Genomic DNA, 22,626 nt, shown 5'->3' on the forward strand with positions numbered 1-22,626 from the left:
CATTCCCTGTCGTAATAGCGATTGCGCAGGCATCGTGATCGCTTCTATCCTGAGATGTGTACAAATCGCTCTTTCCGGAAACCGTTATGCAGATGGAGGATCTTCCCGCGTGACGCTTGCCCTTGCCGACATCATCGCTGCGCGGCGCGCTATTGCCGGCATCGCCAGCCTCGACACGCCGCTGGTCCCCTCACCTTATCTGAGTGCCAGGATGGGCACCGACATCCACCTGAAGCTGGAGATCGGCCAGGCCACGGGCGCGTTTAAGCTGCGCGGCGCCGCCAATGCTGCGGAGAACCTGCCGGAGGACGTGCCGGGCGTCACCTGCTGCTCGACCGGCAATCACGGGCGGGCCGTCGCCTATGCCGCTCGCATCCGCGGACTGCGCGCCGTCATCTGCATGTCGAAGCTCGTGCCGAAGGCCAAAATCCAGGGGATCGAGGCGCTGGGCGCGGAGGCGCGCATTGTCGGCCGCAGCCAGGACGAAGCGCAAATCGAGGCGACACGCCTCGTCGAAGAAGAAGGGTTTGCCGAAATCTCGCCTTTCGACGGGCCGGCGGTGATTGCCGGCCAAGGCACCATCGGCCTTGAGCTGATCGAGCAATGCCCAGAACTGACGACCGTTCTCATACCGCTGTCGGGCGGCGGGTTGGCCGGCGGCGTCGCATTCGCGCTGAAAAGCATGAAACCTTCCATCCGCGTCATCGGCGTGACCATGGAAAACGGCGCGGCCATGCATGCGGCCCTCGCAGCAGGCAAGCCTGTGCCGGTCGAGGAAGTACCGAGCCTTGCCGATTCGCTCGGCGGCGGCATCGGCAGCGCCAACACGCACACTTTCGCGCTCTGCCGGGATTATCTGGACGAGATCGTGCTGGTTTCCGAAAGCGACATCTATCGCGCGATGCAGACGCATTATTTCGAGGACCGCATCGTCTGCGAAGGGGCAAGCGCCGTCGGCGCGGCAGCGCTCCTTAGCGGCCGCGTGCGCGATCCCAGGGGCCCGGCGGCGACCATCATCACCGGACGCAATGTCGACATGTCCGTTTTCACCGACATCGTCAACGGCCGCGACGTGAGGCTCGGCGACACGACACTTGAAGGACAAGCCTATGCCGCGTGACATCTTCATCCTCACCGAGGCAGAGCTTCGCAAGACCGTCGAGCTCGACGCCAGAGCGGTCGATGTGGTGGAAAAGGCCTTCGCGGCCCTCGGCACCGGCAAGGTCGTCATGCCGCCGATCCTGTCCATGGCCATCCCCGAGGCCAATGGCGAGGTGGACGTGAAGACGGCCTATATTCCCGGCTTCGACGGCTTCGCGATCAAGGTCAGCCCCGGTTTCTTCGACAATCCAAAGCTCGGCCTGCCAAGCCTCAACGGGCTGATGATCCTGTTTTCCGCCAGGACCGGGCTGGTGGAAGCGCTGCTGCTCGACAATGGCTACCTCACCGACATACGTACCGCCGCCGCCGGCGCCGTCGCCGCCAGGCATCTGGCTCCGCAAAAGGTGGAAACCGCCGGCGTTTTCGGCACCGGCGTACAGGCGCGCCTGCAGATGGAGGCGGCGCATCTCGCGCGGCCCTTCCGCAAGGCGCTGGTCTGGGGCCGCGATCAGGCGAAGGCGGAAGCCTGCGCCCGCGATATTGCGGAAAGGCTGGGAATAGAGGTCGTCGCCGAAGAGGATCCGGAAAAAGTGGTCGCCGAAAGCCAGCTCGTCGTCACCACCACCCCGGCCGAGGAGCCGATCTTCAAGGCCGACTGGCTGCATCCGGGCCTTCACATCACCGCCATGGGCTCCGACCAGGAAGGCAAGAACGAGATCGATCCGGCCGCGCTTGCCAAGGCCGACATCTTCGCCTGCGACCGCGTCAGCCAGTGCGAAAAGCTTGGTGAGCTGCGCTCCGCGATCGCCGCCGGCCTTTGGAACAGGGAAGCCCCGCCGGAACTGGGTGAAATCGTGGGCGGTGCAAAGAAGGGACGGGAAAGCGACCACCAGGTGACGATCTGCGACCTGACGGGCACCGGCGCGCAGGATACTGCCATCGCAACCTATGCGCTGGAGATGGCGCGCAAGGCGGGCGCGGGCAGCGTTATCCGGAGCTGACGGTACGGCGTCGACCACGGCGGCCGATTGTGCCAGTTTGGCGCTCATCCCTGAATATACGGACCCGCGAATGCTGAAGCTCGACGACCGCGACCTCAAGATCCTAGCCATCCTGCAGAAGGAAGGCCGCATATCCAAGGCCGCGCTCGCCGAACGGGTGAACCTGACGCCGGCCCCCTGCTGGGAACGCCTCCAACGGTTGGAAAAGGCGGGCGTGATCACCGGATACCGGGCGGAAGTGGCCATCAACAAGCTGGCCCCGCATATCCTGGTTTTCATGGCGGCGGAACTGGAAGGCCATCGCGCTGAAAATTTCCAGCTTTTCGAGCGAGCCGTCCAGAACATCGACGAGATCGTGGGGTGCTGGGCGGTCGGCGGCGGCTTCGATTACATCCTCCAGATAGTGGCCCGCGACATCGACACCTATCAGCGCCTCGTCGACCATCTCCTGGAGGCGCATCTGGGGCTGGTCCGCTATTTCACCTATATCGTCACCAAGCCCGTAAAGCGCCCCGGCGCGATTCCGCTCGACATGCTCATGTCCGAGCCCGAGTAAGCGCCCAAAAAAACATCTGCGCACGCCCGCGCCTTGGAACGTTTCTTTGGCGACGTACCCCTATTTCTGCTGAAAATTTGCCGCTGCCTGCCCCATCCTTCACCGCAGTAAGCCCTCACACTGCGATGGAGAATGCGCCATGTCAGCTTTTGCAGCACTTCAGAAAACCTCCCTTGCAGCGCTCAACGATCCGCGGCTTTTCCGCGAATACGCCTATGTCAACGGCCATTGGGTCGCCGGCGATGGCGACATGCAGATCGACGTGACCAATCCGGCCGATGGCGCGCGGCTTGGCTCCGTTCCGATGCTCAGCGCCGCGCAGGCCGAAGCCGCGATCGAGGCCGCGCGCGGGGCCTTTCCGGCATGGGCCGCCCTTGCCCCGCAGAAGCGGACCGAAATCCTCAAACGCTGGCACGGCCTGATCATGGCCGCGCGCGAGGACCTCGCCCATCTGATGGTGCTGGAGCAGGGCAAACCGCTTTCGGAAGCGCGCGGCGAGATCGATTATGCCGCTTCCTTCGTCGAGTTCTACGCCGAGGAAGCCAAGCGCGTGAACGTGGAGGGCATCACCTCCCACCTGCCCGATGCCGACATGCAGGTGAGCCGCGAGCCCGCCGGCGTCGCCGGCCTCGTCACGCCGTGGAACTTCCCCTCCGCCATGCTCACCCGCAAGGCGGCGGCAGCGCTTGCCGCCGGCTGCACGGTGGTCGCCCATCCCTCGTCGGAGACGCCGTTCTCGGCGCTGGCGCTGGCCGAACTGGCCGAGCGTGCCGGCTTCCCCGCCGGCGTCTTCAACATCCTGACGGGCAAAGCCACTGAAGTGGTCGGCGCCATGACTGCCTCCCGCCATGTCCGCGTCCTGTCCTTCACCGGATCCACCGAAATCGGCCGGCTGCTCTATGGACAGTCGGCGCCGACGGTGAAGAAGCTCGTGATGGAACTGGGCGGTCACGCGCCCTTCATCGTCTTCGCCGATTGCGACCTGGAGCGTGCAGTGGAAAGCGCGATGACGGCGAAATTCGCGACTTCCGGCCAGGATTGCCTCGCCGCCAACCGGCTCTATGTCGAGCGGCCGGTCTATGACGCCTTCGTGGCGGCGTTCGCCCGCAAGGTGCGCGCCTTGAAGGTCGGCAACGGGCTGACCGATCCCGATATCGGCGCGCTCATCCATGGCCGCGCCGTGGCCAAGCAGGAAGAGCATGTAGCCGACGCGCTGGAAAAGGGTGCCCACCTCGTCACCGGCGGCAAGCGCCACAAGGCGGGCGAGAACTTCTTCGAGCCGACCGTGCTGGCCGACGTGCCGGCGGATGCGCTGATCTTCCACGAGGAAACCTTCGGTCCCGTCGCCGCCATCGCCGCCTTCGACAGCGAGGACGAGGTCGTCGCTCGCGCCAACGACACCGAAACGGGGCTGGTGGCCTACCTGCACACCCAGGACCCCTCGCGCATCGCCCGCGTCTCGCGGGCGCTCGAATTCGGCATGGTGGCCATCAACCGCACCAAGATCACCGGCGCCCCGATCCCCTTCGGCGGGGTGAAGCAGGCCGGGCTCGGGCGCGAAGGCTCGCGCCACGGGCTGGAGGCCTACACCAATATCAAATATGTCTGCCGCGACATCGCGCGGGACTGAAATCGACCGGAGCATGGCGGGATGGCCAAACGCCATCCCGATCTGGCCGCTGATACAAGGAGAAGAAAAATGCTTTTGAAGAACGACCAGCTGGATCAGTGGGACCGGGATAATTTCTTCCACCCCTCGACCCACCTCGCCCAGCACGCGCGTGGTGAAAGCCCAAGCCGCATCGTCACCGGCGGTTCCGGCGTCTATATCGAGGACCGCGACGGCAACCGCCTGCTCGACGCCTTTGCCGGCCTTTACTGCGTCAATGTCGGCTACGGCCGCAGCGAGATCGCCGATGCCATCGCAAGCCAGGCCAAGGAGCTGGCCTATTACCATGCCTATGTGGGCCATGGCACGGAAGCCTCGATCACCCTTGCCAAGATGATCCTCGACCGGGCGCCGAAGAACATGTCGAAAGTCTATTTCGGCCTTGGCGGATCGGATGCCAACGAGACCAATGTCAAGCTGATCTGGTACTACAACAACATCCTGGGCCGGCCGGAGAAGAAGAAGATCATCTCGCGCTGGCGCGGGTATCACGGGTCGGGTCTTGTGACCGGATCGCTGACGGGGCTCGAACTCTTCCACAAGAAGTTCGACCTGCCGCTGGCGCAGATCCTGCACACGGAAGCCCCCTACTACTACCGCCGTCCCAAGGACGACATGAGCGAGGAAGAGTTCTCCGCCCATTGCGCGGCCGAGCTCGAGGCGCTGATCGAGCGCGAGGGCGCCGACACCATCGCCGCCTTCATCGGCGAGCCGGTGCTTGGCACCGGCGGCATCGTGCCGCCGCCCGCGGGCTACTGGGCAGCGATCCAGAAGGTGCTGAGAAAGCACGACATCCTGCTGGTCGCCGACGAGGTCGTCACCGGCTTCGGCCGCCTCGGCTCCATGTTCGGCTCGCTGCACTACGACATCGAGCCCGACCTGATCACAATCGCCAAGGGCCTGACTTCGGCCTACGCCCCGCTGTCTGGCTCCATCGTCGGCAAGAAGATGTGGGAGATTCTGGAAAAAGGCACCGACGAGAACGGCCCCATCGGCCATGGCTGGACCTATTCGGCCCATCCTATCGGCGCCGCCGCCGGCATCGCCAATCTGAAGCTGGTGGACAGCATGGGCCTCGTCGAGAATGCCGGCAAGACCGGCAGCTATTTCGTCAACGCCATGCGTGACGCCATCGGCGGCCATGCCCATGTCGGCGATGTGCGCGGCGAAGGCATGCTGTGCGCCATTGAGTTCGTCGAGAACAAGGAAAAGCGCAAGTTCTTCGACGCTTCGCGGAAGATCGGCCCCCAGATGGCGGCCGCCACGCTAGAGAACGGCGTCATCGGCCGGGCCATGCCGCAGGGCGACATCCTCGGCTTTGCCCCGCCGCTCTGCCTGACGCGCGAGGAAGCCGACAAGGTGGTGGACGCGACGGCCAAGGCCGTGAAGAAAGTCCTGGCATAAAGGACAGCGCCGGGGAAGGCTTGTCCTTCCCCGGCAAGCGGGGGTAGGACAAAGGCATGAACAAACCCGTCCTGCACAATTATTTCCGCTCCTCGACATCGTACCGCGTGCGCATCGCGCTGGAGATGAAGGGCATCGACTACGACTACGAGGCGCTTCACCTGCGCCATGGCGAGCATCGCGGACAGGCCTATCTGTCGGTCAATCCGCAGGGCCTCGTTCCGGTGCTCGTCTGGACCGACGGAACGATGGTGTCGCAATCGCTCGCGATCATGGAATTTCTGGAAGACGTGGCGCCCGAACCCGCACTGCTGCCGTCCGATCCGGCCGGCCGCGCACGCGTGCGCATGCTGTCCCAGATGATCGGCTGCGACATCCATCCACTCAACAATCTGCGTGTGCTGGGAGCGTTGCGCGAGCGTTTCGGCGCCGACGACGCGGCGGTCGGCGACTGGTTCCGCCATTGGGTGGCCGAGACGTTCCGGCCGATGGAGACGATGCTGGCGAAAGATCCCCGCACCGGCACCTTCTGCCACGGCGAAACGCCGGGCATGGCCGATATCTGCCTCGTCGCGCAGGTCACCAACAACAAGCGCTTCGACGTCGACATGACGCCCTACCCGGCGCTTCGCAGAATCCACGAAGCCTGCATGGCGCTGGAGCCTTTCGGCAAAGCGGCCCCGGCCAACCAGCCGGACGCCGAATAGTCAGGCCGCCGGCTTCATCCCGCGGCGGCTGTTGGAAGGACTGGCGCTGCAACGTCGACGAAGGGCACGTCGTCCAGAACGATATGGCCTACGGTTTCGCCTTCCTCGAAGGAAAGATGCGCCTTGAATTTGCTTGCCAGCCGCCGCATCGCATCGTTCTGCGGGTGTGTGGTGACGCGCAGCTGCGTGTATCCCAGCGCGCGGGCATGGGCGATCAGCCGCTCGAAAAGGAGGCTGCCGATACCACGATGTTGCAATTCCTTTTCCACGCTGAATGCGATCTCGCCGGTCGGCGGGTCGCGTTCGGGGCGCTCATGAAGCTCGGCTGCGCCCAGGATACGCATTCCCTCGACATAGCCGACGACCGTCGCGCCTTCGCGGAAACACCGTTCGGCATAGCGCTCCAGAAACGCGTCGCTGGTCGCCCCGTTGAAGCGGTCGCGCCGGCTTTGACGATCGAGCCGCATCAAATGATCGCGGAAGAGCGGCAGTTCGGAAGGCCGCAGCCGACGGACGACGCCGGAGGGCTGAATATCGGGTGATGCTTTCACGATCATAAGTCGCACTCCACACGGGTTTCCTCCCCGAGCCGTTCGACTCGCCGCATATATTGTGCAACGCAGCATAAACTTCAATAAGCCCGCCGATCACGTTTTGCCGCATGAAACCGAACTTCGACACCCAGTGGCTCACCTGCCGGGCAGGATCATGATAAGTTGATCGGACAGATCATATTTAAGCCATTCGGAACTGGAATTATTCTAAACTATACGCCATATTGAAGGCGTACTGCATTGAAAGGGATTCCATGCGCCTCACCCGTCAAACCAATTACGCCATCCGCATATTGATGTATTGCGGTGCCAATGAAGGACGCCTGAGTCGCATCCCCGATATTGCGCAGGCCTATTCCCTGTCGGACCTTTTCCTGTTCAAGATCCTGCAGCCGCTCGTGGAGCATGGCCTTGTCCAGACGGTGCGCGGCCGCAACGGGGGCGTCCGCCTGGCAAAGCCGGCCGACGAGATCACCTTGTTCGACGTGGTGCGGGTGACGGAAGAGAATTTCGCCATGGCCGAATGCTTCGAGAACGACAGCGCCGAATGCCCGTTGATCGACGGTTGCGGGCTCAACGAGGCACTGCGCAAGGCGCTGAACGCGTTTTTCGAGGTGCTGGCATCCTATACGATCCAGGATCTGGTCGATGCCCGCCCGAATATGCGCGGCCTGCTCGGCATCGACCTGCCGGAAGCCTCCGCGGCCGCCAACTGAGCTAGCTCGACGCGGCCGCTTGCGGCAGCACGAAGGGGATCGTGGCGGGCGGCAGTGCCCCCACGTCTAGCGGGCACTCGAATACATCAGACAAGAGCCGGCTTTCCATGATCTGCCCTGGCGAGCCAGCGGCGGCGATCCTTCCCTTGCGCATGACGATCATCCTGTCGGCATAGGCGGCGGAAAGATTGAGGTCGTGCAGCACCGCGACCACCCCGCCCCCGCGCGCGGTGAATTCCCGGGCGATCTTCATGACGATGAGTTGGTGCTTGATGTCGAGGCTGGAGACGGGTTCGTCGAGCAGCAGATAGCGCGGCCTGCCCTCCAGCACCGGCGCCCATACCTGGCAAAGAACCCGCGCAAGCTGCACCCGTTGCTGCTCGCCACCCGACAACTCCTGGTAAAGCCGGCCGGAAAAGCCGCTCAGGTCCACCTTGTCGAGCGCGCGGGCCGGCAAGTCGTCCTGCGCTCCCAGGAGTGCTCCCGACCGCCCGCCGGTCATGCCAAGCCGCACCACCTCGCCCACCGTGAACGGGAACGACATGGTGGTGGACTGCGGCAGGACCGCGCGCCAGAGCGCGGCCTGCGCGGGTCTCATCGCGGCAAGATCGCCACCATTGATGGTGATCTGCCCGTCATAGGCGAGATCACCCGAAAGGGCCTTCACCAGCGTCGACTTGCCCGATCCGTTCGGTCCGACAATCGCGGTCAGCTGTCCCGGCGGGGCCTGGATATCCAAATCCCGGAGGATGGGCTTGCGGTTGATGGCCACGCTGACCTGTCTTGCTTCGATCATATCCGATGCCTCAAAGGTCCAGCAGCCCGCGCCGCCGCAGCAGCACCCACAGGAAGAAGGGCGCGCCGAAGAACGCGGTGACGATGCCGATCGGCAGTTCCGCCGGCGCCACGATGGTCCGACTCACCGCATCGGCAAGAAGCAGAAGACTGGCGCCTAGCAGCGCCGACGCCGGCAGCAGATAGCGATGGTCCGGCCCGATGATGAGGCGCAGCAGATGCGGCACGACGATGCCGACAAAGCCGATGCCCCCGGAGACGGCGACGGCAGCGCCAGTGGCGGCGGCAACCGCGACGATGGCCACGTTCTTGACCGCCTGGACGGAGATGCCGAGATGCCTTGCCGAGGCCTCGCCGAGCGCCAGCGCGTTAAGCCCGCGCGACAGGAACGGCGTGGCGGCAAGCGCGACGACTATGATCGGTCCGGCGGCGGCGACCTTGGCCCATGTCGACCCGCCGAGCGATCCCAGGCTCCAGAATGTCAGATCCCGCAACTGCCGGTCGTCGGCGTGATAGATGAGGACGCCGGACATGGCATTGGCCAACGCCCCAAGCGCGATGCCGGCCAGGAGCATCGTGGCTACGGAAGTCTGCCCTCGCCGCGTAGCGATACGGTAGAGCGCAAGCGTGCTGACCAGTCCGCCCAGGAACGCCGCCATCGGCAGCGCATAAATGCCAAACAGCGCCGTGACCGGAGCCAGAACGGTGCCGCCGAGCACGATGAAGGTGATGGCGCCGAGCCCTGCCCCGGCGGAGACGCCGACAATGCCGGGGTCGGCCAGCGGATTGCGGAAGAGCCCCTGCATCAAGGCACCCGAAACCGCGAGCGCCGCGCCTACCAGCGCTCCCAGCACGATGCGAGGCGCCCTGATTTCCAAGACGATGAGACGGTCCCTTACCGAAAGGGCATTTGGTTCCGACAGGCCCGCAAGCGCCTTCAGGACGCCCAGGACAGAAGCATCGGATGCCCCGGTAGCCACGCTTACGGCAGCGACCGCCAGGAGCAGGGCCGAAAGAGCCAGGATCGCCAGCCGCCCCCGCGCCGAACGGTCGCCCTCACGCGCGGCGGCAGAGTCCGCCAGGATCATCGCCAGCGCCGACATCGGTCAGTTGGCCGCCAGCGAACCATAGAGCGCGGTGGCCAGTTCACGAACGGCGCCCGCGGTGCGCGGGCCGAAACCGATGAGATACGACCCGTCCATGCGCACGATCGCCTTGTCGCGGGCAGCTTTCGTCGGCGCGATCGCCGGATGCGCGAACAGTTCCCGATCGGCTATGCCGTGATCGCCACCGCGGTCCATCATCAGGATGACCTCGGGATCGGCTTCCGCGACGGCCTCTTCCGACAATTGCTTGTAGCCGGAGAAGGAGGTGATCGCGTTCTGCCCGCCGGCCATTTTTATGATGCCGTCGGCGGCCGTATCGCGGCCGGATCCCATGATGCGCCCACCCTGCATACTGAGAATGAAGAGCACGCGTTTGCGATCCTCGATGGAGGCCGTCAGTGCCTGCGCCGCCGCAAGTTCCCGCTCCACCTCGGCGGAAAGGCCCGCTGCCTTTTCGGGAACATTCAGCGCAGCGCCAACGATTGCGATCTTTTCCATTATGCCGTTCGCATCGAAACGCTCCGGCACCAGCACGATCGGCACGCTGCTTTTTTCCAGGACGTCGACCGCTTCGGCCGGTCCGCTGCCTTCAAGCGCCAGGATGGCATCCGGATTGACCGACAGGACACCCTCCGGCGAGAGCGCGCGCATGTAGCCGACATCCGGCAGCGCCTGCGCCTCCGGCGGATAGACGCCCGTGGAATCGCGGGCCACCAACCGGTCCTCCTCGCCGAGCGCATAGACGATCTCGGTTATCGACCCGCCGATGGCCACCACCCGTGCCGTCCCATCGAAAGGCTTCGTTCCGCTTCCGGCCGCTGCCTGGCCGGACAGGCCGGCGACCAGCCCTGCCAGCAGGACGCCCGCGAACCGATTGAGATGGGTGTGAAACATTCGCATATCCCTCACGCCGCCGTTGCGCGCGGCACGCGCGGCAGATGCTCGATCAGGAACCGCCAGTCCTCGCGCTCGCCCTCGCCCTCATGGCGCTTGCCGAAGAACTGGATGATGAGACTGCCCTTGGCGTCATAGGCTTCGAGCGAGGTGACATGCCCGTCCTTCGTCGGCTTGCGCACCGCCCAGAGCTCCGCCACGTGATCGGTGCGAAGATGCAGATGGAAGGTCGGGTCCATTACGTTGAGCCATGGGCCCATCGGCTTGACATTCATCACCGGCCCCGAGTGGATCTGTATGCAGCCCCGGCTTCCCACGAAGCACATGATCGGTATTTCCTGCGCCACCGCATGGCTCATCATCGCGCCGAGCGCGCTGCCGTCGAGCCGCCAGGCGAAGTCGTCGCCGATCATGTGGACCGCCTGATAGCGCGAAAGCTTGAGCGTGCGCAGAATGGACACGAACTGATGCACATCCTTCATGTCCGCCCAGCGCTGGCGCAGAGTGTCGAACAGCTCGGCATCGCCCTCGGCCGCCGTCTCCACCGGTTTTGGCGCGGGTGTGCTGGTGACGACCTGCTGGCTCTGGTCGCCCATCGCCAGCGTCTCTACGAGTTGCTGATAGGCATAAAGGTTTGAATCGCCCCGCAGATGCACCTTGTGCACGGCATCGCCCGCCGCGTCGAAGAACTGGAGGCTGTAGCGCTTGTCCGCGCCACTTCCCTTTTCGACGGCGAAACCGTGCGCCCAATGGCTGGGGAATATGCGCAGGTCAATATCGCTCCCCAGCACGATCGCATGCTGCCGTGATGCCGTCACCTTTTCATAGACGCCGATCTTTTCATGGACCGCGCTTTCATTGCGCGTGAGCGCCATCACGGGGCCGAGCGCTTCGAGCCCCTTGAGCAGGCGTTCGACGTCGGGCGCAATGCGCGTGACGCCATGACCGCAATGGGCCGCGACAAACTCGGCTTCCGAGACCGAAAGCTTCTGCGCCAGATCGCGCTCCCGCATTTTCGGAAACTCGGCGCGGGCGCGCCGGATCGCCTCCGGTTCAACAGTCTGCTGGCTCATGAATATCCCCGAGCATGCGTTACTTGTTCAAAATGAGCTTGCCCTGACGGGTGATCTTGAGCCGATAGAACGCGCCGCCATGCTCGATCGCGATCTCGCGCCGCCCGCAGAACAGATCCACGCTCGAAAGCGTCCGGTCGCTGAACGGGTAGCTGTGGCCGTTGCCCTCCGTCGCGGGCAGAACCCTGCGGTTGTCGGTCATCATGTCGCCGCGCAAAATCTGGTTCATCGCTCAATCTCCTTCTTTCGAATGCGCCATCCTCATTGAAGGATGACCTCTCCACCGAAGCCTCGAAAAGCGTCAACACGGTTTGTTGACATAAACAATCATGTTTTATAGACACTGCAATACCGGAGTAATCGAGTCAAGATTAATTGCTTCGGGAAAGGCGCCTTCCCCCGCCCACTGAGGATGAGGGGCGGGGCAGAAGAAACCAGGCGAAGAGGGGCATGCGGAAAGCCGCCTGCTCCTGCTTGGCCGTGCGGCCAGCAATTCCCATCCCGGGGAAAGCCAGCGACCGACAACATAAGGGATGTGTCAGATGACGGGGCTGCTGGCTCGTAACAGGTTGATTGCGCTCGGTGGGGCGGGCGCGCTTTCATTTCTTCTTCTGCCGACGGCATCGGCGCAACAGGCGGCCGACAATACCGTCGGCGTCACCGCGCTGCAGCGGCTGATCGTCGGCGCGGGCGTCGAAAAAGTGGCGATCGATACGCCGCAATCGGTGACCGTGATAGAGCAGGAGGATATCGACGAGGCACAGGCTACCAATCTGGGCGACGTCCTCAAGCGCATTCCGGGCGTCAACACGTCCGGCTCCGACCGCGCATTCGGCCAGACCTTCAATATCCGCGGCATCGGCGCACCCGAATCGGCGGGCGAGGAAGGCCGCATCATCGTCACCGTCGACGGCGCGACCAAATTCTACGAACAGTACCGAATGGGCGGCTTCTTCTCCGACCCCGAGCTTTATAAAAGGGTGGAGGTGTTGCGCGGCCCCGCCTCTTCCACGCTCTATGGGTCGGGCGCGCTCGGCGGCGTCATCCGCTTCGAAACCAAGGACGCTTCCGATTTCATCGCCGACGGCCAGACGGGCGCGCTGCGCCTGAAAAGCGGCTACAACTCCAACAAGGACGGCTGGCTCGGCTCTGCCATCCTCGCCCAGCGCTTCGGAAACGCCGATTTCCTCATTGCCGGCAATTACCGCAAAGCGGACGCCTACGAGACGGGCGACGGTACGATCATCTCCAGCTCCGACTTCAAGGCATGGTCCGGCCTTGCCAAGGGCACATTCAAGATCGGCGAGGAAGGCACGCTGCGCGTCTCATATCAGCAATGGGATTCGGACGCGCCCGACCAGGACTACGCGCAGGTCGGCGGCCCGGTCATGGGCGGAACGGTATCCGGCTTCGGCACAGTCGACCGTCATGTCATCGACCGCACCGGCGTCGTCTCCTACGAGAACCCTTTCTCGGACAACGACCTTCTGGACCTGAAGCTCTCCGCTTCCTATTCGGATACGAGCGTAGAGCAGCGCAACGCTTCCGGAACCATTGTGATGGGCGGCCCTTTCACCTGCGCAGAGACAAACCTTTTTTGCGATACGGACTATGGCTATCAGACCTGGCAGTTCAACGCCGAGAACACCAGCGAATGGCAAGGCGAAAGCTGGAAGAACTATCTGACCTATGGTTGGCAAACATCGTATCAGCGCAGGACCGCTGAAGCAGTACAGTTAAGCGGCGGCACAGATGGAATCACGTTTCATCCCGAAGGGACGGATTTCAAAACCGGCCTCTTCGTGCAGGATGAATTCGTGTGGAACGAGCGCCTGACGCTCATACCCGGCATGCGCATCGACTGGCACCGCCTCTCACCCGGCGACAGCACCGGCATTTCGGAGGACAGCGAAGCATTCGCCTTCTCTCCAAAGATTGCGGCGCAGTATAAGTTCAACGACACGTTTTCCGTCTTCGGTTCGTTCGCCCACACCGAGCGTTTCCCAACGATCGACGAAGTCTATTCGACAAGCGCTTTCATGAACGTATATCTGCCTAGCCTAGACCTGAAGAAGGAGCGTGCGAACAATTTTGAAGCCGGATTTGCTATCTCCGGGTACGACGTCGTCCAGGCCGGCGACGGTGTTCAACTAAAGGCCACCGGCTTCTATAATCGCATTACCGATTTGATCGACAACAATCCCGCCGTGAGCGGCTTCGGCTTCACCAACGCGCCGGGCTACATGAACATCGCTAATGCCGAAATCTACGGCGCGGAAGTCGAGCTGGCCTACGATTCCGACTATGTGTTCGCCCAGGCCGGCTATGCCTATACAGTCGGCAAGGACAAGGATACCGGCGACCATCTGACCTCGGTCGCCCCGCACGAGCTGTCGCTGACGCTCGGCGGCAAGCTGCCGCAGCACGATCTCCGCTTCGGCTGGCGCGCGCGCTTCGCGGCCGCTCCGCAGGATTCATGCCGGCGGTCGGAAAGCATCGTCGTCTGCGCGGGCGACAGTTCGCAAGGATCGACGCGCTTTGCCGAGGCGTTCAACGTGCATGACCTGTTCCTGACCTGGAAGCCCGGCGAAGGCCAGTTCGCCGGCTGGGTGGCCCAGTTCGGCGTCGATAACGTCTTCAACCAGCAGTACAAGGAATTCCTGCACAACGAGCCCGCCAAGGGCCGCACGTTCAAGGTTTCCCTTTCCAAGCAGTTTGGGTGGTAGCGATGCTCGTTTCGAAAACAACCCGCATTCTCTGTCTGGCCCGCATCCTCTGTCTGGCAGGAGGCGCGCTCTGCGCGTCTCCACTTCTTGCCGCGGCTCAGGACGCCGCGTCCGAGCCGGCAATCGTGCTGGAGCTGAACGGTCTCGAACCGTCCCAAAAGGGGTGCCGGTTCACTTTCGTCGCCGTGAGCGGTTTGAAGACCGACATCGAACGGGCCGCCTACGAGGTGGCCCTTTTCGGCAAGGACGGGCTCGTGCAGCGGCTGACGGTCCTCGACTTCAAGGACCTGCCGGCCGGCAAGACCAAGGTCCGCCAATTCGACCTTGCCGACGTGGATTGCGGCCAGGTCGGCCGCGTCCTCATCAATGCGGCTTCTGCCTGCGAGGGCGAAGACCTCGGCGAAAACGCCTGCATCACCGAACTCAAGACCGAAACGCGCGGCGACGTGGGCTTCGGCCTCTAAAAATTGAGCGCAGAATTGCCAGCCCTAGTAAAAATGCCAGCTTTAGGAATTCTCGAATGACTGTTGAACTCGTCGATGCGATCGCCTCCTTCGTGAAACTGGGCGGGCCGGTGGTGGCCATCCTGATCGTGCTGTCGGTTTTCGCCCTGGCACTGATCCTGTTGAAGTTCGCCCAGTTCTGGCGCGAGAGAGTCGGTCGGCACCGGAGGGCGGAGCGTGCGCTGCACGCCTGGTTCCATGACGGCTATGGTAATGCACGGGCCATCGCGGAGACGGACCGTTCGCCGGTGGGAACGGCGCTTGCCACCGCCATGCGCCTGGCGGCCATGCGCCAGGCCTCCCGGCAAGCCGTCGAGGACGACGTTTCGCGGCTTTCGTTGACGAGGCTGCATGATCTGCAGCGCGGCTTTCGCGCCCTCGACGCCATCGCGCAGATTGCCCCGCTGCTGGGCCTGTTCGGCACCGTGATCGGCATGATCGACGCATTCCGGCAGTTGCAGACAGCCGGTAACGCCGTCGACCCGTCGCTGCTGGCCGGCGGCATCTGGGTGGCGCTGCTGACGACGGCGACAGGGCTTGCGGTAGCCATGCCGGTGCAGCTGATTCTCACCTGGTTCGAGACGCAGCTGGAGAACGAACGCGTCGCCATCGAGACGATGACGGGCGCCGTGCTCTCGCACCGGCCACCTGAAGCGGCGGTGGAGCAGCCAGACACGGCAGGGGCGGTCCATGCGCATTGAACTTGCCAGCGCCAGGAGACGCCCGCTGTCGCTGACCCCGCTCATCGACATCATCTTCCTGCTGCTTCTGTTCTTCATGCTGTCCTCGACCTTTACCCGTTTTTCCGAGGTCGAGATTTCCGGCGGTCGGGCGGGCGCCCAGGCATCGGCCCAGAGGCCGGATGTCCTGATCCGCATCGATGGTGAAGCCTGGCGCGTGAACGGTCTTTCCCTCGACGCCGACGCCGCCATCGAGGAACTGACCCGGCTGTCGGAAAACGGTGCCGCCAAAGCCGTTCTTCTGGTGCGCGACGGCATGAACTCCCAGACGCTGGTCGGCGCCGTGGAGCGCATCGGCCGCGAAACCCGGCTCGACCTGACCGTTGCAAGGTGACTGCCATGATGCGTCTTTCCCGCCCCCTGCCCGCCCGACGCCGCGAAACCACCATCGCGCTGATCAATGTCGTCTTCCTGATGCTGATCTTCTTCCTGATCGCCGGGACGCTCACGCCGCCGCTCGACAAGGACATAGACCTGATCAAGACGGCGACTGCCGACCCTTCAGATCCGCCCAACGCCCTCTTCGTGACGCAGGACGGCGAATTGCGTTCGCAGGGTCAGGCCACCGATGTCGCGGCGTTCGTCTCGACGCTGAGCGCGGAAACCGGCGAAGAGGAACCGCTCAGTGTCAAGCTGGCCGCCGACCGGGAACTGCCGGCAACCCGGCTGATCGAGATCGTTGGTGAATTGCGGCAGGCCGGCGTTGCCAAGGTCAGCATCGTCACTGAACGGGCCACGCAATGAGGCGCGGCGCCTCCTGGAAATGGGCGGCGGCGCTGGTGCTCTCGGGGGTGCTGCATGCCGGCGCGGTCGCCTATGTGCTGCCGTCGGCCGATGAAGTGAAGATTGCCGGCGGCTCGACTTCCGAGATTGCCATCGAAGGCTCCGCCTTTGCCGATATGATAACGGCCGGCGCGCCGGCGGAGATCGTTGAGGCCGAAGCGCAGCCGGACACGACGGTGACGCCTGTCGAACCGGACGCGACCGCCATCGACCCGGTCGAGCAGAGCGTGACGCAGACAACCGAGGTCACGCCCGAACCAGTGCAGCCGCCCGAAGCCGATATGGCCGAACTCGTTACCCCGGAGGTGCAGCCTGTCGAGCAGATCCCGAAGACCGCCGATACCGTGCCGGTTGAAGCTGTCGAGCCGAAGCAGGCCGAAGAGACCGTCGCCGCGCTTGCCAATGTGCCGAGGCCAACGCCCCGCCCCGCCTATACGCCGCCCAAGCCCGTAAAGCAGGCCGCCGCGCCGGCAAGGCGGAAGGCCGCAACTCCCCCTCCCGCGAAGAAGTCCGCGGGCGCTGGCGGCAATGACGAGAGGAGCGCCAAGAAAGGTTCTGCCGGACAGGCCCGCAGCGGCGCCAGCGGCGGCGAGCAGACAGCCCGCGCCACCCGGCAGGGCAATGCCGCCGTCTCCAACTATCCGGGCAAGGTGGTAAGCAAGCTGCGCCGTGCCTTGCGTTATCCTCGACAGGCCAAGCGCGATGGCTTGCGCGGAGAAGCCCGGGTCGCCTTCACCATCAGCCGCAACGGCAGCGTCAGCGGCATCCGGATCGTGCGCAGTTCCGGCTCGCCTGTCCTGGACCAGGCCGCCGTTGAAACCGTGCGCCGCGCAGCGCCATTCCCTGCCATACCCGGCAATGCTGGCCGCGCCAGCTGGCCCTTCACGGTGCCACTGGCCTTCGCGCGCTGATCGCTGTCTACGAGGCAGCTAACAGGCTGGCGTTGCCGCCGGCGGCCGTGGTGTCGACGCACACCGCGCGCTCGTGAACATAGGCCGCCGGATAGACGATCTCGGTGACGAGCGGCACGATGGGACCGTGGCGGGCGGCCAGCGATGCTCGCAGCGCTGACAGCCAACCGGTCTCGCCGCTCGCGGCCACCAGGTCGACGGATAGAACCTTCAAGACAGCTTCGGGGCATATCCCATCGAGCGCGGCCAGCGGGAACTCCGGCTTCAAAAGCGGCTTCAACAGTTCCGGCGCATCCGGATGGACGGCAAGGACGGTATTGCCCGCGGCCAGGGCCTGGATGACCTGGGCGACGAGCGCTTCCTCCCCCGCGCCTAGGCACAGCGCACGGCCACGCGGCACGAGTTGCAGGGCGTTGGCCTCGCCGGTCGGTCCAGGCAGGTCGACCGGCCCGTGATCGAGCGCGGCTGCCGTCCCCAGAATATCGGCATGCCGCCCCCGCAGGGCACGCCGCAGCATGGCGACGCGGTCGGCCCGGCGTGGCCAATCGCCCCTGGCCGGGTCGGGCACGGCGCGGCGCAGGGTGCCGGCGTCCAGCTCTTCGCCGGTGGGCTTCGAGCCGGAAGCGGCAGCATTCTTGCGGAAGCGGCGCAGATAAAGCGGCCCGCCGGCTTTCGGACCGGTTCCCGAAAGCCCTTCCCCGCCGAAGGGCTGCGAGCCGACGACCGCGCCGATCTGGTTGCGGTTCACGTAGATGTTGCCGGCATGCACCTGATCGACGATCTCCTGCACCCGCACATCGATGCGTGTGTGAAGACCGAAGGTCAGGCCGTAACCTCTTGCGTTTATGGTCGAAATGACTTTCTGGAGATTCTCCGCCTCGAAAGTCGCCACATGCAGGATGGGCCCGAAGATCTCACGCTCGACCTCCTCGATGCCGCCCACCTTGAACGCTGCCGGCGCCACGAAGCGCCCGTTTTCCGGCGCGTCGAGCTTGGCGATGAGCCGTCCCTCGTCGGCCATCTTATGGCTGTAGGCATCGATGGTCTGCCGCGCCTCGTCGTCGATCACCGGGCCCACGTCGGTTGCAACGTCCCACGGATCACCGATGTGGAGCGCCTTCATGGCGCCCTCCAGCATGGTCACCAGCCGCTTTTCCACGTCCTTCTGCACATAGAGCACCCGCAGCGCCGAGCAGCGCTGGCCAGCGCTCTGGAATGCGGAGGCGACGATGTCGCGCACGGCCTGCTCGGGTAGAGCGGTTGAATCGACGATCATCGCGTTGAGCCCGCCGGTCTCGGCGATCAGCATGGCATCGGGCGAAGCGGTCTCGGCGAGCTGCCGCTCGATCAGGCGTGCGACATCAATGGAGCCGGTAAAGCAGACACCGGCAATGCGGCTGTCGGCCGTCATCGGAGCGCCCACCGAAGGACCGTCGCCCGGCAGGAACTGCAGCACGTCGCGCGGGATGTCCGCTTCATGCATCAGCGCCACCGCGCGCGCCGCGATGAGCGGCGTCTGCTCGGCCGGCTTGGCGGCGACGGCATTGCCGGTGGCGAGCGCGGCCGCGATCTGGCCGGTGAAGATGGCGAGCGGAAAATTCCACGGCGAAATGCACACGATCACGCCGCGCGCGCTGGTTTCTCGCTCCGCGGCCACCGCCTCATTGGCGTAATAGCGCAGGAAATCCACCGCCTCGCGCACTTCGGCGACGCCGTCGGCGAGCGATTTGCCCGCCTCGCGCGTGGCGAGCGCGAAGAATTCGGCCGCGTTCTCCTCGTAGAGATCGGCAATCCGGCGCAAAATGTCGGCACGCTCGCCAACCGGGCGCGCAGCCCAGGCGGGCTGGGCCTCCGCGGCGATGCCGATGGCCTCGCTCACCTGTTCCGGCGTCGCCTCCACGACGCTGCCCACCACCTCGTCCAGTCTTGCGGGATTGAGCAGTCGGCGCGGCACCGCGCCGCCCGTGGCGCGCGTCGACGGTCCTGCCGCCCATTGATGCGGAGGCGCGAAGACGGCGCGCCCGGCATCGATGCCGTCCAGTGTCGTCGGGTCGGTGAGATCCCAGCCGCTGGAGTTGCGGCGGCCGGGGCCGAAAATAGCCGCCGGCATGGGGATCGCGGGGTTGGAGGCCCGATTGTTGGCCACCACGGCCGCAAACGGATCGCGCGCGATCTCCTCGGCGCTCACCTCCTCATCGACGATCTGGTGGACGAAGGAGGAATTGGCCCCGTTTTCCAGAAGCCTGCGCACCAGATAGGCCAGCAGATCGCGATGCGCCCCCACCGGCGCATAGATGCGGCAGCGCGTGCCCTGGCGCTTGCGCACCACCTCGTGCAGTGCTTCGCCCATGCCGTGGAGCCGCTGGAACTCGAATGCCTGCTTGTCTTCGGCCATGGAAAGAATGGCGGCGACCGTATGGGCGTTGTGCGTGGCGAATTGGGGGTAGATGCGGTCCGTCATCGACAGGAGCTTGCGCGCGCAGGCGATGTAGGAGACGTCCGTGTTCACCTTGCGCGTGAAGACGGGATAGCCGTCAAGGCCCATGACTTGGGCGCGTTTGATCTCGGTGTCCCAATAGGCGCCCTTGACCAACCGCACCATGATCCGGCGGTCGAGCTTCCCGGCCAGTGCGTGCAGCCAGTCTATGACCAAGGGCGCGCGCGGACCGTAGGCCTGGACAACGACGCCGAACCCGTCCCAGCCCTGCAGCGACGGATCGGACAGAACCTCTTCGATCACGTCGAGCGAAACGTCCAGCCGGTCGGCTTCCTCGGCATCGATGTTGAGGCCCATCCTGGCCGCCCTGGCCGCTTGCGCGAGTTCCAGCAGCCGCGCCGTCATCAGCGGCATCATCTGCGCCTCGTGCGTCGCCTCGTAGCGCGGATGCAGCGCGGAAAGCTTGACCGATATGCCTGGATTGACACGGATGTCGCCGCTTTTAGCTTCGGCCTTGAGCGCTACGATGGCGTCCGCATACGCCTTATGATAACGCTGCGCATCCGCCTCGGTGCGCGCGGCTTCGCCCAGCATATCATAGGAATAGGTGTAGCCTTTCGCGGTCATCGAGCGGCCGCGCTTGACCGCCTCGGCAATGGTGCGTCCGAGCACGAACTGCTCGCCCATCTCGCGCATTGCAGCGGCGACCGCGGTACGGATCACCGGCTCGCCCAACCGCCGCACCATGCCGCGCAGCAGCGATTCCACGCCGTCGCCGCTTTCGTCCAGCACCCGCCCCGTGAGCATCAGCGCCCAGGTGGAGGCATTGACGAAAATGGAGGCCGATTCGCCGGAATGGGCAGACCAGTCATGCGGGGCGATCTTGTCGCGGATCAGATCGTCGACCGTCTCGGCATCCGGCACGCGCAGCAGCGCCTCGGCAAGGCACATCAGCGCCACGCCCTCGCTGGTCGAAAGGCCGTATTCGGAAAGGAACGCCTCCATCAGATGGAGGTCGGAATCCGACCTTACCGCCCGCACCAGCTGCGCCGCCTCGGCCGATATCGCCGCCCGCCGCGCCTCCGAGAGACCGGCCATGGCCATCAGCGCGGACACGGCCTGTTCCTCATCGGCCAAATAGTGCTCACGGATCGTCCGGCGGATGGCATCCAGATCTGGCAACGGCATCGTGGCGCACTCCTCATGTCTACGACCAGCTTAGCATCGCAATTGCCGTTCCTGAAAAGGCCGGATGCAGCCGATGGAACCTTGACCTCGATGCCATCCGGCTTCTCTAGCATGCCGCAAAACGCGCACACGGACTGAATCATTGCTATATGCAGTGCATTCAGACTAAAATTGCTCTTCAAACAGATCAAATGAGATTGTCGTTCCATGTCTGCAGGACAACTGGACCGCATCGACAGGAATATCGTCGACGCCCTTTCCCGCAACGCGCGCCTTTCCCTCAGCGCGCTCGCCCAGGAGGTCGGCCTTTCAAAGACGCCGGTCCAGACCCGGCTCCGACGCCTGGAAGAGGAAGGATATATCCGCGGCTATGCGGCGCTCGTGGACCGTGAGCGCATGGGCGAAGGGCACATCGCCTTCGTCCAGGTGACGCTCTCCGATACGCGGTCGTCAGCGCTGGAAGCCTTCAACAAGGCAGCGCTGGCCGTGCCCGAAATCGAGCAGTGCCACATGATAGCGGCGAGCTTCGACTACCTCCTCAAGATCCGCACCCGCGACATCAAGGCCTATCGCCGGGTGCTGGGCGAGCGGATCTCCGCCCTGCCCCATGTCTCGCACACCTCGACCTTCGTTGCGATGGAGACGGTGAAGGATCGTTAGAATGCCGTGCATCCGTTCGAACGCACAAAGGGACGCTCCAACTTCTGGAATCCACGCATCGTGCTTTCCGAAAAAGCGATTCTGATTTTCGGGCCGATGCTGTAGCCGATTTGCCGGGCTGGCCGAACGTGCTATGCGCCCATGGTTTTATTATGGAGGGGAATGCGCATGGCGAACCACGGTGTGGCGTCGATCGGCGAATGCATGCTGGAGCTTTCCGGTGGCAGCCAAACCGGCGACTGGAAGCTGGGCTATGCCGGCGATACGTTCAACACGCTCTGGGCTCTGCGCGCGCTGACCCCGGACGAGACGCCCGCCGACTATGTCAGCGCCTTCGGCGACGATCCGTTCTCGCAGCAGCAGATCGCCTTCTTCCGCCAACATGACATCGGCACGGCGGCGAGCCCGGTCATTCCTGGCGCGCGGCCAGGGCTGTATGCCATCACCTTGGACGGCGCCGAACGCTCCTTCACCTATTGGCGCTCCGACGCCGCCGCCAGAAGGCTGGCGGACGATACCAACGCATTGGCAAAAAGCCTTGAAAACCGGCAGCTTATCTACTTTTCCGGAATCACCCTGGCAGTTCTGTCCGAAGCCGGGCGCAGCATCCTCGTGAACGCCCTGAAACAGGCGAGGGTCGGCGGCAGCCTGATCGCCTTCGATCCCAACTACCGCCCGCGCCTGTGGCCTTCTCCCGATGCCGCCCGCGGCGCGATCGCAAAGGCGCTTGAAGTGACGGACATCGCGCTGCCGACATTCCCGGACGAGGCCGAGCTTTTTGGCGATGCAACGCCCGCCGATACGGCCCGGCGCCTGGCCGAAGCCGGTATCGGCGAAATCGCCGTCAAAAACGGCGACAAGTCGACGCTGCTCCTGTTCGAGGGCAAGACCGCCGAAATTCCGGTCGAGCCGGTGTCGAACCCGGTCGATACGACCGGCGCGGGCGACTCCTTCAATGGCGGCTATCTGGCCGCCCGCCTTGCCGACGATACGCCGGACGGCGCCGCGGGCAGAGCTCACCGGGTGGCCGCCGCCTGCATCAAGGTGCACGGCGCACTGGCACCCTTCGAGGTGCTACGGAAAGCTTTTGGACGCTAGGGGC

Annotated in this window: 22 protein-coding genes; 15 read left to right on the top strand and 7 right to left on the bottom strand. The window is 64.4% G+C overall.

Annotated features, from left to right (window positions below):
• Positions 1 to 109 precede the first annotated feature (109 nt).
• The 6 genes from eutB (at position 110) to maiA (ending at position 6,438) form a co-directional block, all read left to right on the top strand.
• Positions 110 to 1,120: a hydroxyectoine utilization dehydratase EutB gene (eutB, locus tag N1058_RS12860; protein ID WP_265517965.1), complete on the top strand. Its 1,011-nt coding sequence runs from the start codon at positions 110 to 112 to the stop codon at positions 1,118 to 1,120.
• Entirely contained in the window at positions 1,110 to 2,102 is a 993-nt protein-coding gene (locus N1058_RS12865; protein WP_265517966.1) for a cyclodeaminase, read from the top strand. The genes eutB and N1058_RS12865 overlap by 11 nt, the downstream gene beginning before the upstream one ends.
• Before the next feature lie 70 nt (positions 2,103 to 2,172).
• Positions 2,173 to 2,658, top strand: a complete 486-nt coding sequence (locus tag N1058_RS12870; protein ID WP_265517967.1) for an Lrp/AsnC family transcriptional regulator — start codon at positions 2,173 to 2,175, stop codon at positions 2,656 to 2,658.
• Positions 2,659 to 2,797: 139 nt separating this feature from the next.
• Complete coding sequence (locus tag N1058_RS12875; RefSeq protein ID WP_265517968.1) at positions 2,798 to 4,288, top strand: NAD-dependent succinate-semialdehyde dehydrogenase; 1,491 nt, start codon at positions 2,798 to 2,800, stop codon at positions 4,286 to 4,288.
• Positions 4,289 to 4,357: 69 nt separating this feature from the next.
• Positions 4,358 to 5,731, top strand: a complete 1,374-nt coding sequence (locus N1058_RS12880; protein ID WP_265517969.1) for an aspartate aminotransferase family protein — start codon at positions 4,358 to 4,360, stop codon at positions 5,729 to 5,731.
• A 56-nt stretch (positions 5,732 to 5,787) separates the two neighbouring features.
• Positions 5,788 to 6,438: a maleylacetoacetate isomerase gene (maiA, locus tag N1058_RS12885; protein WP_265517970.1), complete on the top strand. Its 651-nt coding sequence runs from the start codon at positions 5,788 to 5,790 to the stop codon at positions 6,436 to 6,438.
• Between the two features lie 14 nt (positions 6,439 to 6,452).
• On the opposite strand, the gene N1058_RS12890 is transcribed toward maiA, so the two are convergent.
• Positions 6,453 to 6,995, bottom strand: a complete 543-nt coding sequence (locus N1058_RS12890) for a GNAT family N-acetyltransferase (RefSeq protein ID WP_265517972.1) — start codon at positions 6,993 to 6,995, stop codon at positions 6,453 to 6,455.
• 251 nt (positions 6,996 to 7,246) lie between these two features.
• Between N1058_RS12890 and rirA the strand changes: the two genes are divergently transcribed.
• Positions 7,247 to 7,708, top strand: a complete 462-nt coding sequence (gene rirA / locus N1058_RS12895; protein WP_265517973.1) for an iron-responsive transcriptional regulator RirA — start codon at positions 7,247 to 7,249, stop codon at positions 7,706 to 7,708.
• A gap of 1 nt (position 7,709) precedes the next feature.
• Here rirA and N1058_RS12900 read toward each other — a convergent pair whose 3' ends face one another.
• Genes N1058_RS12900 through hemP form a run of 5 tightly spaced genes read right to left on the bottom strand, consistent with a single transcriptional unit; the run spans position 7,710 to position 11,781 of the window.
• On the bottom strand, positions 7,710 to 8,504 hold the full coding sequence (locus N1058_RS12900) for a heme ABC transporter ATP-binding protein (protein WP_265517974.1): 795 nt from the start codon (positions 8,502 to 8,504) through the stop codon (positions 7,710 to 7,712).
• A 10-nt stretch (positions 8,505 to 8,514) separates the two neighbouring features.
• Positions 8,515 to 9,606: a FecCD family ABC transporter permease gene (locus N1058_RS12905; protein ID WP_265517975.1), complete on the bottom strand. Its 1,092-nt coding sequence runs from the start codon at positions 9,604 to 9,606 to the stop codon at positions 8,515 to 8,517.
• 3 nt (positions 9,607 to 9,609) lie between these two features.
• Positions 9,610 to 10,503 carry a heme/hemin ABC transporter substrate-binding protein gene (locus N1058_RS12910; protein WP_265517976.1) on the bottom strand — a complete coding sequence of 298 codons (894 nt, stop codon included), beginning with the start codon at positions 10,501 to 10,503 and terminating at the stop codon, positions 9,610 to 9,612.
• 11 nt (positions 10,504 to 10,514) lie between these two features.
• Positions 10,515 to 11,576 (bottom strand): hemin-degrading factor, encoded by a 1,062-nt coding sequence (locus tag N1058_RS12915; RefSeq protein WP_265517977.1) that lies wholly within the window; start codon positions 11,574 to 11,576, stop codon positions 10,515 to 10,517.
• A 19-nt stretch (positions 11,577 to 11,595) separates the two neighbouring features.
• Entirely contained in the window at positions 11,596 to 11,781 is a 186-nt protein-coding gene (gene hemP, locus N1058_RS12920; protein WP_265518197.1) for a hemin uptake protein HemP, read from the bottom strand.
• 337 nt (positions 11,782 to 12,118) lie between these two features.
• On the opposite strand from hemP, the gene N1058_RS12925 reads away from it, so the two are divergent.
• The 6 genes from N1058_RS12925 to N1058_RS12950 are packed head-to-tail and all read left to right on the top strand — an operon-like array spanning position 12,119 to position 17,239.
• Positions 12,119 to 14,302 (top strand): TonB-dependent hemoglobin/transferrin/lactoferrin family receptor, encoded by a 2,184-nt coding sequence (locus N1058_RS12925; protein WP_265517978.1) that lies wholly within the window; start codon positions 12,119 to 12,121, stop codon positions 14,300 to 14,302.
• Positions 14,303 to 14,304: 2 nt separating this feature from the next.
• The gene (locus tag N1058_RS12930; protein WP_265517979.1) at positions 14,305 to 14,766 is read left to right on the top strand and encodes a hypothetical protein; all 462 of its coding nucleotides are present in this window, start codon (positions 14,305 to 14,307) and stop codon (positions 14,764 to 14,766) included.
• Positions 14,767 to 14,822: 56 nt separating this feature from the next.
• Positions 14,823 to 15,506: a MotA/TolQ/ExbB proton channel family protein gene (locus N1058_RS12935; protein ID WP_265517980.1), complete on the top strand. Its 684-nt coding sequence runs from the start codon at positions 14,823 to 14,825 to the stop codon at positions 15,504 to 15,506.
• Positions 15,496 to 15,879 (top strand): biopolymer transporter ExbD, encoded by a 384-nt coding sequence (locus tag N1058_RS12940; protein ID WP_265517981.1) that lies wholly within the window; start codon positions 15,496 to 15,498, stop codon positions 15,877 to 15,879. The genes N1058_RS12935 and N1058_RS12940 overlap by 11 nt, the downstream gene beginning before the upstream one ends.
• Positions 15,880 to 15,884: 5 nt before the next feature.
• Complete coding sequence (locus N1058_RS12945; RefSeq protein ID WP_265517982.1) at positions 15,885 to 16,289, top strand: ExbD/TolR family protein; 405 nt, start codon at positions 15,885 to 15,887, stop codon at positions 16,287 to 16,289.
• The gene (locus N1058_RS12950; protein ID WP_265517983.1) at positions 16,286 to 17,239 is read left to right on the top strand and encodes an energy transducer TonB family protein; all 954 of its coding nucleotides are present in this window, start codon (positions 16,286 to 16,288) and stop codon (positions 17,237 to 17,239) included. Before N1058_RS12945 ends, N1058_RS12950 begins: the two co-directional genes overlap by 4 nt.
• A gap of 7 nt (positions 17,240 to 17,246) precedes the next feature.
• On the opposite strand, the gene putA is transcribed toward N1058_RS12950, so the two are convergent.
• Positions 17,247 to 20,864, bottom strand: a complete 3,618-nt coding sequence (gene putA, locus N1058_RS12955) for a bifunctional proline dehydrogenase/L-glutamate gamma-semialdehyde dehydrogenase PutA (RefSeq protein WP_265517984.1) — start codon at positions 20,862 to 20,864, stop codon at positions 17,247 to 17,249.
• Between the two features lie 207 nt (positions 20,865 to 21,071).
• Here putA and N1058_RS12960 point away from each other — a divergent pair, with 207 nt between their 5' ends.
• On the top strand, positions 21,072 to 21,524 hold the full coding sequence (locus N1058_RS12960) for an Lrp/AsnC family transcriptional regulator (protein ID WP_265517985.1): 453 nt from the start codon (positions 21,072 to 21,074) through the stop codon (positions 21,522 to 21,524).
• 168 nt (positions 21,525 to 21,692) lie between these two features.
• The gene (locus tag N1058_RS12965; protein WP_265517986.1) at positions 21,693 to 22,622 is read left to right on the top strand and encodes a sugar kinase; all 930 of its coding nucleotides are present in this window, start codon (positions 21,693 to 21,695) and stop codon (positions 22,620 to 22,622) included.
• Positions 22,623 to 22,626 lie beyond the last annotated feature (4 nt).

Origin of the sequence: Nitratireductor luteus (genome assembly GCF_026162365.1) — a bacterium.
GTDB lineage: Bacteria > Pseudomonadota > Alphaproteobacteria > Rhizobiales > Rhizobiaceae > Chelativorans > Chelativorans luteus.

What these genes read in the sequence shown, in the direction of transcription:
- N1058_RS12890 (WP_265517972.1), bottom strand. Translation starts at nt 6,995, where the DNA reads ATGATCGTGAAAGCATCACCCGATATTCAGCCCTCCGGCGTCGTCCGT.
- N1058_RS12870 (WP_265517967.1), top strand. Translation starts at nt 2,173, where the DNA reads ATGCTGAAGCTCGACGACCGCGACCTCAAGATCCTAGCCATCCTGCAG.
- N1058_RS12960 (WP_265517985.1), top strand. Translation starts at nt 21,072, where the DNA reads ATGTCTGCAGGACAACTGGACCGCATCGACAGGAATATCGTCGACGCC.
- N1058_RS12950 (WP_265517983.1), top strand. Translation starts at nt 16,286, where the DNA reads ATGAGGCGCGGCGCCTCCTGGAAATGGGCGGCGGCGCTGGTGCTCTCG.
- N1058_RS12905 (WP_265517975.1), bottom strand. Translation starts at nt 9,606, where the DNA reads ATGTCGGCGCTGGCGATGATCCTGGCGGACTCTGCCGCCGCGCGTGAG.
- rirA (WP_265517973.1), top strand. Translation starts at nt 7,247, where the DNA reads ATGCGCCTCACCCGTCAAACCAATTACGCCATCCGCATATTGATGTAT.
- hemP (WP_265518197.1), bottom strand. Translation starts at nt 11,781, where the DNA reads ATGATGACCGACAACCGCAGGGTTCTGCCCGCGACGGAGGGCAACGGC.
- N1058_RS12910 (WP_265517976.1), bottom strand. Translation starts at nt 10,503, where the DNA reads ATGTTTCACACCCATCTCAATCGGTTCGCGGGCGTCCTGCTGGCAGGG.
- N1058_RS12935 (WP_265517980.1), top strand. Translation starts at nt 14,823, where the DNA reads ATGACTGTTGAACTCGTCGATGCGATCGCCTCCTTCGTGAAACTGGGC.
- N1058_RS12965 (WP_265517986.1), top strand. Translation starts at nt 21,693, where the DNA reads ATGGCGAACCACGGTGTGGCGTCGATCGGCGAATGCATGCTGGAGCTT.
- N1058_RS12940 (WP_265517981.1), top strand. Translation starts at nt 15,496, where the DNA reads ATGCGCATTGAACTTGCCAGCGCCAGGAGACGCCCGCTGTCGCTGACC.
- putA (WP_265517984.1), bottom strand. Translation starts at nt 20,864, where the DNA reads ATGCCGTTGCCAGATCTGGATGCCATCCGCCGGACGATCCGTGAGCAC.
- N1058_RS12880 (WP_265517969.1), top strand. Translation starts at nt 4,358, where the DNA reads ATGCTTTTGAAGAACGACCAGCTGGATCAGTGGGACCGGGATAATTTC.
- N1058_RS12875 (WP_265517968.1), top strand. Translation starts at nt 2,798, where the DNA reads ATGTCAGCTTTTGCAGCACTTCAGAAAACCTCCCTTGCAGCGCTCAAC.
- N1058_RS12865 (WP_265517966.1), top strand. Translation starts at nt 1,110, where the DNA reads ATGCCGCGTGACATCTTCATCCTCACCGAGGCAGAGCTTCGCAAGACC.
- maiA (WP_265517970.1), top strand. Translation starts at nt 5,788, where the DNA reads ATGAACAAACCCGTCCTGCACAATTATTTCCGCTCCTCGACATCGTAC.
- N1058_RS12930 (WP_265517979.1), top strand. Translation starts at nt 14,305, where the DNA reads ATGCTCGTTTCGAAAACAACCCGCATTCTCTGTCTGGCCCGCATCCTC.
- N1058_RS12915 (WP_265517977.1), bottom strand. Translation starts at nt 11,576, where the DNA reads ATGAGCCAGCAGACTGTTGAACCGGAGGCGATCCGGCGCGCCCGCGCC.
- N1058_RS12900 (WP_265517974.1), bottom strand. Translation starts at nt 8,504, where the DNA reads ATGATCGAAGCAAGACAGGTCAGCGTGGCCATCAACCGCAAGCCCATC.
- N1058_RS12925 (WP_265517978.1), top strand. Translation starts at nt 12,119, where the DNA reads ATGACGGGGCTGCTGGCTCGTAACAGGTTGATTGCGCTCGGTGGGGCG.
- N1058_RS12945 (WP_265517982.1), top strand. Translation starts at nt 15,885, where the DNA reads ATGATGCGTCTTTCCCGCCCCCTGCCCGCCCGACGCCGCGAAACCACC.